Source organism: Paenibacillus sp. S29, from assembly GCF_049319765.1.
GTDB classification, from domain to species: Bacteria; Bacillota; Bacilli; order Paenibacillales; family Paenibacillaceae; genus Paenibacillus; species Paenibacillus polymyxa_B.
The window spans coordinates 583,320-596,081 of record NZ_JBMOUI010000001.1 but is presented as its reverse complement, the minus strand read 5'-3'; the positions used below and the strand labels follow the sequence as shown (position 1 = coordinate 596,081).

Genomic DNA, 12,762 nt, shown 5'->3' with positions numbered 1-12,762 from the left:
TTTTCATTTCCACGATATTTGAACTGCCCAATCCATTCTCTCATCATCGGTGTATAGCTGGTTGCACTCCGATTGCACACATAGTAACGTACTAATCGGTCAAGCCTTACGCAATCCGGGCAAGACGTCGGACGTCCACAATAAACACAACGAATATTGTAAACCCAAGGAATTTGAAGCGAACAAGAAGTACAAATTCCGGGGAATTCGGAAAAACGCCCTGTGAGAGTGCCGCAAGCCATACATGTTTGGGACTGGCGATGGAATAGCCAATTCAAAAATAGACGGGTTGTTGGAATCATCCTCATACCAGAATGCACCTTTCTTGGTAGTTTACGTACCGACATTGTTTCAGGTTTCACATTTCCAAAAAAACTTTTTTTATTTAATGCATTTAGTGCTTCGCCTCCTTCAGGTATCCTCTTTTCCGAGCCAGTGCATTCATACGTTTAATCTGTCTAATTGCTCTCTTTTGACCTCGAGTCCATTGGGGGGATGTAAAAATAACACCTCCACATGGGTCATCCTTGGACCTTCCTGCACGACCCGCCATTTGGACAAGAGAGGCTTCATCAAAAAGACTGCTGTCCGCGTCTAATACGTACACATCACTCCGTGGAACAGTTACCCCTCGCTCCAAAATAGTCGTTGTAACCAGAACACGTATTTCAGTAGCTCGAAATAAGCGCACTTTAGCGGTTCTTTCTTCATCCTGTGAGGAGGTGCCTGCAATAGGTACATCAGGTAATTGTTTAATCAGCAGCTTCACAAGTCCCTGAATATGTGAGATTCGTGTCACAAATAGGAAAACCTGTGCCCCACGTTGTATAGATACGCGTAGGCGTTGAATAAAGGATAGGGGAAGCCGACCTTTTTGCAGCCAATGTTGCACTGAAGCAGCCCCCAGGCGAAATGGGACAGGTAAGGGATGACGATGAAAACGAACGGGAACCTTGGCGTGTGGCAGTAGACCGCGTGCAGCCTCTTTCTGCAAGGATTGCGGTGGTGTAGCAGACAAATAGATAAACTTTCCCTTCGGCTTACATACTGCTCGTGCAGCAAAGGCAAGCATAGGATCATTGTGATAAGGGAACGCGTCTATCTCATCAATCACAACCAAATCAAAGGCTTGACGATAACGCAATAGCTGATGTGTCGTTGCCAGTGTAAGCTGTCCCCTTTGCCACCGTTCTGCGCTTCCCCCGTAGAGCGTCACCATGCTCACATCGGGAAAAGCGATGGCCAAACGAGGCGCTAACTCCAGTACCACATCACGGCGTGGTGTTGCCACAAGTGCCGTTCCTCCGTGGTCCAACACATATTGCAATAGCGGAAACATCATTTCCGTCTTGCCTGCGCCTGTTACAGCCCAGAGCAGAAAACGTTCTACCGTGGTATCAGGCACCTGCCGATCAGCGTTATGCCTCGCACCTTCGCCAGGTTTTGGCGAAGGTTGCCTGCTGCGTGCAAGGGTGCTGCCCTGCGAAGCGGCAGCATCTGATCCCCGGCGCGCAACCCTATCGCGCTGGAACAACGCCCGGAGCCCACGGCCTTCCGGGCGAAAACGTCCCCGCACTTCGCCGTGCGGTGCGGCCAAAAAGCGCAGCGCCGCTTCGGCGGCGGCACGTTGTGCAGGGCTCAGCCCCCAGCGGTCGAGTTCCGTCGCCGGGGCCCTGCCTGCTGTGCACGGCAGGACGGGTTTCGCTGCGCCACGAAGCAGCAGCGAGCATTCACGGCTGCGCCCCAGTGCGAGACATGTCTCACAGTAAGCGCACGCCTTACGTCCGCACGATGCGCATCTCGTGCGGTGCACTCCCCCGCTGCCACAACGATTGCAGCGAAGTTCATGCGTACGCGCGGCAGACCAGCGCGTACGTGGTGCTGGAGCGAGGCCAGCAGCAAAGCTGAGTCGGCCTTGCAGATATGCAAGTTGTGCAGCGGATCGCCAAGCATGCTCCAAACCTGGCGCTGCCTCTGCCAGCAGCGCTTCGACTTCCGGAACGAGTAACTGGCGTCCTGACAACAAATTAGCCAGTTCATTCGCTTGTCGTGTTAAACACTCCCTATCCAATCCATCAATTCCCGTGATGAGACTCCTTTTTTGAATAGAACGTAAAACTCCGTCTGTTTCCCGTCCCTCATCCCCACCTTTTGTGCAGGAAGTCCACCCTTGTACATGTTCCCAAATGCATATATTTTCTACTCCTCCAGACAAAATTCGTTCTCCATCAAAGGGCTCAAGAGCCAGTTCACTTCTTAGCTGTGCGAGAATATAAGCCCACCACTGCCGTTTTCCCCATCGCTCCATATTTGCTAATTCCTTAAATGTTTCGCACAGCCTTGTCCCCCAGGACAAGGGAAGCTCATCTCCTAAAAGCACCCATCTTTCGACAACATTCTCTTGCCCCTCATCTTGATTCATCCACCATGTCATATCTACTCGAATATCCGCAGATAATCGAAGAGTCCAATTCCCTTTATACCTCATTGCATATACTGCAATTTTCACCTTCCCCTGCTCCTCCCATTCATGATTTTTGCGGTTCTTGTTACCCCAGAGAACAGCAAAAAAGCACACTCCTATGGCTAATAGCCTGAAGTGTGCTTCACATCAAGTAGATCTCAACGAAATCCCTGTCGTCTTGCCTATGCAACTGTTTTAAAACATTTATATCCGATTTTAACCACGATGTCCACAATCCCCTATCGCTAAGGAACAAATGGGGCGTCCGCCAACGACTTGACCGTTCTAAGATCAATAACAACCTGCTTTTCACCGCCTGACTTCGGTAAGACCGGGTTCCCCGGTGAAAAACGACTTGAAATGACTGAAACATCCATATGACTATAGCGTAGTAGCCGTGTCAGAATCGGTAGCGTATCGTCCATAGATTCATCATCCAGTACCGTCACATGTAGCGGCCTCCGGTGTAGCCAGGCAAGTATGTTCAGCGAACGCATCACCCATTCCACACGATCTCCGTCATTGGACGTAATCACAATATAGCGAGTCGCGCGATGACCTGGAGATATTGTGCGTGAATCTTCACCATTGTGATAAGCCTGAACCGCCTGTCGTATATACATAAGATGAACGACTGCGGCTCCCACACCGTATATAAGCAATATCCAAACCAAGTGAGCCGTCACGAGGGTTCCACCTCCTCCTATAGCGACAATATATGCCGTATAACAGGAAGAGGTGTCACGGTTATGTACTGGGTTTCCGTATGAGCGGACATATCGCTCCCAAAGAAAGGCGGTACAGCATTCATATCTATTAGCAGCTGCATCGTCTAATGCATGGAAAGACTACACTTTACAGCGTAACCCATCCATATTTAATTGAGTTAATAACTGCTTGTGTACGGTCATCAACTTCCATTTTTTGCAGAATGCTGCTGACATGGTTTTTGACCGTTTTCTCACTAATGAATAAATATTCACCGATCATCTTGTTGCTCTTACCTTCAGCCATCAGACGCAGCACTTCAGCTTCACGACGGGTCAATGGATTATTTTCACCTGCGACAAACTTCACGCCGGCTTCCTTCGTATGACCTTCAGCCATAGCCCCTGTTTCATTCAGGTAGGTCATCCGGCGAAGCTGCTGAATGAGCTTACCCGTTACCTTCGGATGGATAAACGCATATCCTTCATGAACCGAACGAATTGCATTAATGAGGGACTCGGCCTCCATATCTTTTAACAGATAACCATTGGCTCCCTTGCGCAACGTCTCGAATACATAGCTTTCATCATCATGAATGGATAAAATGATAACTTTGACATCCGGGAACATCTCACGCAGTTTTTCGGTTGCCTCTACACCATTTTCAATTGGCATATTAATGTCCATCAGAACAATATCTGGTTTCTCTACGTTACAGAATTCCAACACTTGAATACCATCGCCACATTCTCCGATGACCTCAATGTCGTCCTCCATATTCAAAATACGTTTAAGTCCTTCACGGAACAACTGATGATCGTCCGCTAAGAGAACTTTAATGGGTGCATTGCTAATTTCCTGATTTTCCATGTTGTTACTCCTTTCCCTTTTCCACGTTGGTTGGGATATGAATCACTATCTTGGTGCCTTGATTCTCAGCTGATTCGATCTCCATTCTCCCCTCGAGCAGTTCAACCCTTTCCCGCATACCAATCAGACCAAAATGCCCATGATCTTTGCTTTTTTGCTGAAAAAGCTCTGGCTTAAAGCCCAAACCATTATCCTGCACCACGATTTTTACAAGCTGCGCCTGATAGGTAATCTCAACAAGCACATAGGTAGGATAAGCATGCTTGGCAGCGTTGGTCAAAGCTTCCTGGATCAGACGGTAAATGGCTGCTTCCATCGCGGAAGAGAGACGGTGTTCCTTGCCCCTTGTTTCAAAAAGCGATCTAATTTTCGTTTTTTCTTCAAAATCCTGCACATATTTCCGGAGCGTCGGAATAAGTCCCAGGTCATCCAGGGCCATAGGACGCAAATTGAAAATGACCTTTCGCATTTCCTCAAGACTGGAGCGAACCTGTTTCTTCAAGTCTACTATTTCGTCCTGAACCATCTTAAATTCCTGCTTGGCGATCATTCTTTCCACAATTTCCGTCCTAAGCACTAGATGCGCAAGGAGCTGCGCAGGTCCATCGTGAATTTCACGGGATATACGTTTGCGCTCCTCTTCCTGAGCCAAAATAATTTTCAGACCAATAAACTGCCGGTTTTTGGCCGATTCGATGATCCGCGTCACTTGCCCCAATTCACCCGACAAATATTCCAGCACGACCCCCATCTGCGAACCGATGGTTTCGGCGCGCTCGACAGAAGCCTCGACACTTTTGGCCCGCTTTTGAAGATCATCTCTTCTGGCTTTGAGATACATTTCCTTCTCGCGGAAAATCATCACATCGAGTTGAAGCTGTGTTGCCTTCTCATAAGCCTGCTTGATATCCTCTTCCGAATAGCGAACGAAGTCGCGGCTGACCTCAGTCAACCGAATGCGGGACCGCCGATAGTTCATTTCCAGCTGGTCCACCTTTTCGATCGTTTCTGCTGTTTCCTTCAAGACGCTCTGGAGCTCCTGATTTAACGTGACCAGCTCGGTCCGGGCCGTGTCCAATATTTCGAACATCTGATATTTGCTGTTCTCCATCACCTGGATGGCATTTTTAATGACTCGGTCTATGATATCGGCTTGAAAGTCCACAAATGTTCTACTCCAATCCTAGCATTTCAAGTATATATCATACCATATCATGACTGGAGGGTGATGGTCTTCGTTTCTTGTTCCCATTTTACAGTCATTCCTAACTGCTCAGACACGAGTCTTAATGGGACTAAAGTCCTACCTCCTAGCACAATGGGTGCAACATCAGTGCTTTGACGCTTCCCGTTCAGAACAACTTCTTTTTTCCCTACGGTCAAATCCATCAGCACACCGCCGCGCATAATGGTGATCCGCTGATCGCCCGCATTCCATTTGGCTTGTCCGCCAAATGCGTCCAGTACATACTTGATCGGAACATACGTTGAACCATCGCGAGTCATCGGAGCGGCATCAATCGTGGTCGGCGTTCCGTTCACCGTCATTGATTTTTGTCCAATCGTCATTTGAGCTGTTCCTTTTTTGAGTCCTTCTGTACCGACCGTTCCCGGTGTATTAAAAGAAATATTATCAAAAGCAATATTACCTGTTTTAGCACGCTCGTCCTGACCCTCAGCCACATTGACCACATAAAGACGCTTCAGCTTCGCCGGATACGAAATATTCAAACCGCTCATATCTGCGTTAATGGTTTTCCAGCCGTTCCAGTCGATCACTTTAGCGAGATCAATATATGCTGTTTTGCCTTGAGCATCCTCTAACTCCGCACGCAACCAGTTCAGACTCTTATCCCCTCTGACATCAATCGAGATGGAAGTAGCCGCCTGTTCAAGCGTTTTCCCGGATGTGCCGTTCAATTGAGCGTAAGCATACATTTTACCACTGCCGTTCGTCATATCGTAGTTCAGCTCTAGCACTTTGGAATTAGCATGGTCGCCATCTCCTTGTACAACAGCCGCTGTGCCGGTAACACCTTCCACATTCGAAGTAAAATCAACCGGATACGAAACATTTTCAAAGTTCTCCCAGTTGTTTGTACTTGCTCCGCCAGCAGACAGGAAGACGACAGCGCTGAAACCATCATAGCGACCGATGGCATAGCCCGTTTTTACGCCTGCATCCACCGTATTTACCGTAAGCTGATTGTCCTTGACACTTCCCTTAAAGCCGATGAACTCCCATTTGAGCGCATCTGACGTAATGCTGACACTCTGTCCATCTTTTGTCTTTGCCGTTACCGGTACAGCGATTTTAGCTCCAGCGGTAAGCGAGCCACTTCCAGTACCAGCGGTAAGTGATGAAATTTCATCTGCTCCAAGCACCGTAACCTTGGTTGTAGCGCTGGCTGAGCCACTGGATGCCGTTAAAGTAGCAGTTCCCGGTTTGGCTCCCTTTACAACACCGCCGCTCACTGACACAACAGCCGGATTGCTGGATTTCCACGTCACTTGTACTTTCGAGGTATCGAATGGATTGTAGTAGTTGTCATAACCTTTGAAGGAATAGCTTCCGGTTTGTCCAATCAGCAGCGTTTTATTGCCCTTGATGGTGAAGCCTTTGAGCGTTCCTTTAGGAGCATTGGTATATAGCCCCACTCCATTTACAATACTACGCTGCTCTGTGCCATATTCTGTATTGAACGTAAGCCCCGCTGTCGTATCTCCCAAATCACGAGTCACCATGGTGGTAGAGCCGCCCCCGTCAAGGTTCATACCCTTCCAGACGCCAATATCTTTCATCAGTGTTTGCAGCTCACTCAAGGATACACCAACGCTGTTCCCATTCTTCTCAACAGCAATGACATAAGCGTAACGCTTGTCACGAGAATATCCCAGAGCTGTACGCGCACGCGTCCCGCCTATGCTTGTTGTGCTTCGAGAAAAGGAGGTTTTCTGACCGTCATTTACTAATATGGTATGTCCACCAATCATCATTTGAAGGTTAGAAGGATCTACTTCGCTCCCTGTCGATTTAACACGAAGGTGATAGCTTGTTTCTACCGTCTGTCCCACGGTCAGATGCGCTTTGGCATAATCAGCAGCTTTACCATGAGTACGTAAAATATAGCCATCCTGCGGAACGGTCATATTCAACGTAGCATTGTCGGAGACTTGTGTAACCACACCATTTTGTACCAATATCTCGGTGGGCGTTGTCGAACTGTTTTTGGGCCGCTCAATCGCTTTCCAAGCAGATGTATAAATATACATAGCATTAGAGTGGCTATAGCCGCCCCCACTCGTCTCAGGCGAATACGAAGCCTTGTTCATCCCCGCCAAAGAGAAGGACGACCCATCTCCAGCTTTTACTGTACCTTCAAAAGTAAACTGCTCCACCATGGGAGAACCATCCTTGGTTACAGCAAAGGCATACATACCCGTTAAATCAGACGGAGTAGACATCAACACACCCTTGGATACTTGTCCACCGATCGGCGCTCCCTCGCTGGAGGTATTAAAATAATCTCCGTTTACACCAGCAACCGCCCCGGTCTCTTTTGCCATGCCACCTGTACTCTGACGGGTCGTAAACTGTCCATTCTTCCCCGTCATGACATCCAGCTTGACGTACGGATTTTGTAAGTCCACTCGAATGATATCAGCCAGCGCTGTTCCTTTGGACCCTTTAAAACGATATTTCAATAATGTTGCACCCGAAGTAATGATCTCTTCGCCCAATTTTACAGTTGAACCAGAGGCTGCACTTGCGATTGGAGCAGACATCCAACCATTCAAGGGGATTAGAGCCCCAGTTCCAGCAACCGGACCGACCCATAATACCCCTGCCAGTGTTAACACGGCCCATCTTTTAGCAATTCCTCTGCCATTTACTTTCACTTCACTCTGTTTCTTATTACTTAAAAACATTTGGATAATAGCTCCCATCTCCAGTGTATTCAAACGGTTTTATTCCGCACGTGTACTCTATCAATAAACAAAAAAATCCTCTTATGTTAATAGACTTATTATATAGGCAAAAGTTACGAAAATCCCGTCAACTAATTCATAAAATCTAAAACGATGAATTGACGAATGCAATATCGGCGCACTATAATACATTTGAACTTATTAGTTCAAATAATACTGATTAGTTCACAACTCCAATTATGACCCTATCGGAAGGATTGATAATCATGAATAAACAACGGGCCATCATCATATTCACTTTATCCCTGAGCATCGCAATGACCGGATGTTCTACAGAAAAAAAAGATGCCGCTCTAGGTTCATCTGCACAGCCAACCGTTGTGCGCACCGCAATCGTCAAATCCACGCCACTTCATACGGCCTATAACTTGTCAGGCACTCTTCAGGCTTATGAGGAGAACACACTGGCTTTCCAAAATGGAGGCACTGTAGCCAGTGCATATCTCACTGTCGGCACTGCTGTACAGAAGGGCGCCGTTATTGCTAGTCTGGATGACGCTGACTACAAGCTTCAGGTGGCACAGGCGACAGCCTCCATCTTGGAGGCACAGGCTGGTATTGATAACGCACAGGCTAATTTACAGGCTGCTACCTCCGCGATTCAATCCGCCGATGCCGGCATTACAGGAGCTCGCGCGAATGTTAACAAGGTCAATAAAGGCGCACGTGCTCAAGAGAAACAACAAGCGCAAGCTACTGTAGATAAGGCACAAAGCGCTTATAACAAGGCCAAGATGGATAGCGAGCGTACACAGAAGCTGTTTGAGGCAGGCGCTGCTACCGCATCAGATAATGAAAATGCTCGCCTGAATGCTACCGCAGCCCTGAAAGACCTGGAACAAGCCAAGGAATCCCTGTCCCTTTTGCTGGAAGGAGCCACAGCCGAAGATCATCAATCCGCACAAGCTTCCTTTCAAGATGCGCTTGCAGGTAAAAGCAAAGCCCTTGCGGCCAGTGAACAGGCTGCAGCTTCCCAAAAACAAGCCCATGCCAACTACGAAAAAGCCCTTGTTGCCAAGGGGCAGGCAGAACTTGCACTTTCACGCACACGTCTAATCTCTCCTGTGAACGGTGTAATCTTAGACAAAATCGTGAATACAGGTGATTTGGTCGCGTCAGGGCAAGCCGTCTATCGCATAGGCTCCATCGACCGCCTCAAAGTACTACTTCCTGTACCAGACAGTGAAATTAAGGATTGGAAAAAGGGTCAACAAGTAGAAGTGGCGCTCTATGAAGAGACTCGTCAAGGTACGGTGTCTAACGTCTATCCTTCAACCAGCACCGACACGGGAAGGGTTAACGTAGAGATTGTTATAAACAATCCACAGCGAGACTGGTTACCCGGTCAGGTCATTAAAGCTGCTCAACAGGTGACCGACAAGAATGGGATTCTCGTTCCTGCCGAAGCAGTCATTAACACGGGAAGCAAACCTTTTATTTTCAAAGACATTCAAGGAAAAGCTGTTAAAACCCCTGTGGAACTTGGTAATCAGGTTGTAGATAATCAGTTGCAAATCGTATCGGGACTTCGTGAAGGCGAACGTATTATCGTTAAAGGGGCAGAAAACCTGTTTGATGGAAATGCGATTCAGTCGGAGGAAGGCGGACGCCCATGATTGAGTACATCGTAAAAAAACGAAAAATTACATTGCTGTTTTTTGTCATGCTGATTTTGGTCGGAATCTTCGGCTTTTTCCAGTTACCACAGCAGGAAATGCCGGATGTCACCATACAAAATGCCACGGTAACAACAGTCTACCCTGGTGCTTCACCACAAAAAGTAGAACAAACCGTAACCAAAGAGCTGGAGAAACGCATTAAGGAAGTTGAAGGTGTTAAAACGATTAGTTCGACTTCTGGTAACGGATTCTCCTCTATTTTAATCGAATCCAAAAACGGAGTTGATCCTCAAACGGTTTGGGATAATATGCGTAAAAAAGTGCAAGATGCGCAAGCTGATCTTCCTCAAGGCGCTGAAGTGCCTGTTGTAAATGACAAACTAACCAGCTCTTTTATCGGCTCCTATGCCCTAACAGCTGACTCTTCCGCACCACTGTATAAACTAAATGATTTAACAACAACTTGGAAAGATCAGCTCAATACCATTTCTGGCGTATCTAGCGTCAAATTCAATGGTCTCCCTGATCAAGAAGTACGTGTTCATATTGACAACCAGAAGCTTCAGCAATACCAGCTGTCATGGGGACAAGTAGCTCAAGCGATCCAGTCTCAAATTGATCGGGTTCCTACTGGTAATATTGAATACAACGGACGTACCTATCAACTTATTGTTCGCGAGACCGAAAAAGCTGATGAATTGAATCAGGTCCTTCTGACACGCACCAAAGAAGGTAATCCTGTATATTTGAGAGATGTCGGCACAACGGAGCTGGCACATCCTAATACCGAATACTTTGCCTATGTAGAGGGTAAACCGGCCATTACGCTAAGTATTGGAGCAGAAACAGGCACAGACATCCCTTCTATGAGCGAAAAGGTCAATACCAAGCTCAAAGAACTGGAGAAAACACTTCCCGCAGGTGTTCACTTTCAAACTCTTTTTGCACAAAAGGATCAGGTAAGCCATATCTTTGACGACTTAAAGCGTGAAACGATTCTTGCGATTGCGGCCGTTATTCTCGTTTGTATGTTGGGGCTGAATTTGCTCACCTCTGCATTTGTTGCACTGGCCATTCCTATTTCGGTTTCGATTGCCATTATCTTTTTGCCTATGTTCGGCATCACTCTAAATCAGATTTCCGTTGTCGGTCTGATCATCGTACTCGGCATACTCGTGGATGATGCCGTAGTTGTAAATGATAATATTGAGCGTAGACTTACGGAATTAGGAGAATCACCCTCAGTCGCAGCTGTAAAAGGTACCAAAGAGGTCATGCTTTCTATTTTGGTTGCAACTCTGGCTACCATCTCAGCTTTCGCGCCATTGTTGTTTCTTCCCGGAAATGTAGGTGCCTTTATTAAACCTATTCCTGCTATTGTCTCCCTGACCATGCTTGCCTCTATGATCATGTCGCTCACCATCATCCCTATTTTTCGAGAATGGTATGAGAAGCGCAGACAGGCTCGTCACCCTCAGGGTAAGTCTAAACCAGCAGGCTTGCTCGGCCAGCAGATTCATTCTTTAAACAAGCTCTATTCACAAAAACTGATGCCTAAGGTCATTCAACGTCCCTTGTTGACAGCCATGGTCGGACTCATGCTTGGAACAGCCGCCTATGGATTAGTTCCCTTTACCTCAGTTGAACTTTTTCCTGAGTCGGAAGATCCTCATGTTGCACTAAATGTAAAAATGCCTGTAGGCACTTCAATTGCGGAAACCGACCAGGTCGTTAAAGACCTTGCAGGCTGGGTGAAAAAGCAACCTGAAACTTCCAAGGTCGTCTACAGCGCTGGAGGGAATGCCCCACAACTGTTTAGTGACATTAATAGTTCGGGTGGAAATATTAGTTATAACGAAACGGTGGGGCAGATTGCTGTCGTCGGCAAAGAAAACGTATTCGATCTCAATACGACAGTTGATGCTTGGGAACAACATGTTAAGAAATCCTACCCTGGAGTTACAGTTACGATGTATGTTCCTCGTCTCGGGATTCCAGTGGGTAAGCCCGTTTCTATTCGTATCTCAGGTCAGGATCTGAATGAACTGCAAACCCTTGCCCAGAAGGCAAAGGAGCAGATCGCGACAGTAGAGGGCACAACAGGCATCGTGGATGATATAGGAATTGAACGATATGCATTGGACCTTGAGGTCAACAAACAAGCGATGGATCAATACCTGGTAAGCTACACAGATTTGACTCGCACCCTGCTTCTATTAAAAGAAGGGGCCCAAGTCAGCCAATTTGATACTGGAAACAGTCTGGTAGATATTAAAATGTATTTGAATCACAGCGACGAGGAACCAAGTAAGCTTTTCCAACAATTAAGTGTAGTTAATGCAGCGGGTAAGCAAATTCCATTAAACCAGCTTGTCCAGATTAAGCCGTCATTTGCTATTCAGCAAATCAAGCATTACAATATGGAGCGGACGATTACGGTGGAAGCCGATTTGAACGGACGAACTGCAAGCGAAGCGATGGTTGATGTTGAAAGTAAGCTGGCGCAAATGAAGTTCCCAGAAGGCTACAAATGGGAGGTTGGTGGGGAAACCTCTGACCAATCGACCATATTCAAGGACTTAGGACAGCTGGCGATCGTTGTAGTCTTGCTCATTTTACTCTTGATTACTATGCAATTTTATTCTCTCTCCATTCCTATTATTATTATGACGACCGTGTACCTGGCAGCAGCCGGCGGGATTATTGGTATTTTCTTGACCGGTATGCCTATTGGTTTTATGAGCATCATGGGAATTATTGCACTCGCGGGCATTGTTGTGCGGAATGGGATTGTGTTAATTGAATTTATCGAGGATGCACGACATGAAGGAATGGAATTAAAGGAAGCCGTAATACAGGCGGCCGCTGCTCGCTTCAGACCGATTTTATTGACATCTTTGGCAGCTATTGTAGGTATGATTCCATTAGCACTATTGGGAAGCCTGCTCTTTAAGCCACTGGCGTTTACCGTCATTTTCGGTTTGTTATTCTCGACCTTGTTAACCTTGTTTGTCGTGCCGTCCTTGTATATGATCATGGCCAAGTACAAGATGCGCCGTCAACTCAAAAAACAGCAGCACACAGTTATCACACGTGACCAACCTTTGTGAT

The 12,762-nt window shown here is 47.0% G+C and carries 7 protein-coding genes; 2 read left to right on the top strand and 5 right to left on the bottom strand.

The genetic code is table 11. From position 1 onward, the window contains the following. Positions 1–394: 394 nt before the first annotated feature. The 5 genes from ACL9RM_RS02735 to ACL9RM_RS02715 form a co-directional block, all read right to left on the bottom strand. Positions 395–2,509: a DEAD/DEAH box helicase gene (locus ACL9RM_RS02735; protein WP_250266808.1), complete on the bottom strand. Its 2,115-nt coding sequence runs from the start codon at positions 2,507–2,509 to the stop codon at positions 395–397. A 200-nt stretch (positions 2,510–2,709) separates the two neighbouring features. Further along, positions 2,710–3,150 (bottom strand): hypothetical protein, encoded by a 441-nt coding sequence (locus tag ACL9RM_RS02730; protein WP_250266809.1) that lies wholly within the window; start codon positions 3,148–3,150, stop codon positions 2,710–2,712. A gap of 169 nt (positions 3,151–3,319) precedes the next feature. Then, complete coding sequence (locus ACL9RM_RS02725; RefSeq protein ID WP_007432713.1) at positions 3,320–4,042, bottom strand: response regulator; 723 nt, start codon at positions 4,040–4,042, stop codon at positions 3,320–3,322. A gap of 4 nt (positions 4,043–4,046) precedes the next feature. Continuing rightward, positions 4,047–5,207: a sensor histidine kinase gene (locus tag ACL9RM_RS02720; protein ID WP_013312293.1), complete on the bottom strand. Its 1,161-nt coding sequence runs from the start codon at positions 5,205–5,207 to the stop codon at positions 4,047–4,049. Between the two features lie 47 nt (positions 5,208–5,254). Then, entirely contained in the window at positions 5,255–7,972 is a 2,718-nt protein-coding gene (locus tag ACL9RM_RS02715) for a stalk domain-containing protein (protein WP_250266810.1), read from the bottom strand. A 266-nt stretch (positions 7,973–8,238) separates the two neighbouring features. Here ACL9RM_RS02715 and ACL9RM_RS02710 point away from each other — a divergent pair, with 266 nt between their 5' ends. Together ACL9RM_RS02710 and ACL9RM_RS02705 are read left to right on the top strand one after the other, a co-directional pair. After that, positions 8,239–9,648 (top strand): efflux RND transporter periplasmic adaptor subunit, encoded by a 1,410-nt coding sequence (locus ACL9RM_RS02710; protein ID WP_250260267.1) that lies wholly within the window; start codon positions 8,239–8,241, stop codon positions 9,646–9,648. Further along, positions 9,645–12,761 (top strand): efflux RND transporter permease subunit, encoded by a 3,117-nt coding sequence (locus ACL9RM_RS02705; protein ID WP_250266811.1) that lies wholly within the window; start codon positions 9,645–9,647, stop codon positions 12,759–12,761. The genes ACL9RM_RS02710 and ACL9RM_RS02705 overlap by 4 nt, the downstream gene beginning before the upstream one ends. Position 12,762 lies beyond the last annotated feature (1 nt).

Coding starts and splice junctions, on each gene's coding strand:
- ACL9RM_RS02725 (WP_007432713.1), bottom strand. CDS start 4,042: ATGGAAAATCAGGAAATTAGCAATGCACCCATTAAAGTTCTCTTAGCG.
- ACL9RM_RS02715 (WP_250266810.1), bottom strand. CDS start 7,972: ATGTTTTTAAGTAATAAGAAACAGAGTGAAGTGAAAGTAAATGGCAGA.
- ACL9RM_RS02710 (WP_250260267.1), top strand. CDS start 8,239: ATGAATAAACAACGGGCCATCATCATATTCACTTTATCCCTGAGCATC.
- ACL9RM_RS02705 (WP_250266811.1), top strand. CDS start 9,645: ATGATTGAGTACATCGTAAAAAAACGAAAAATTACATTGCTGTTTTTT.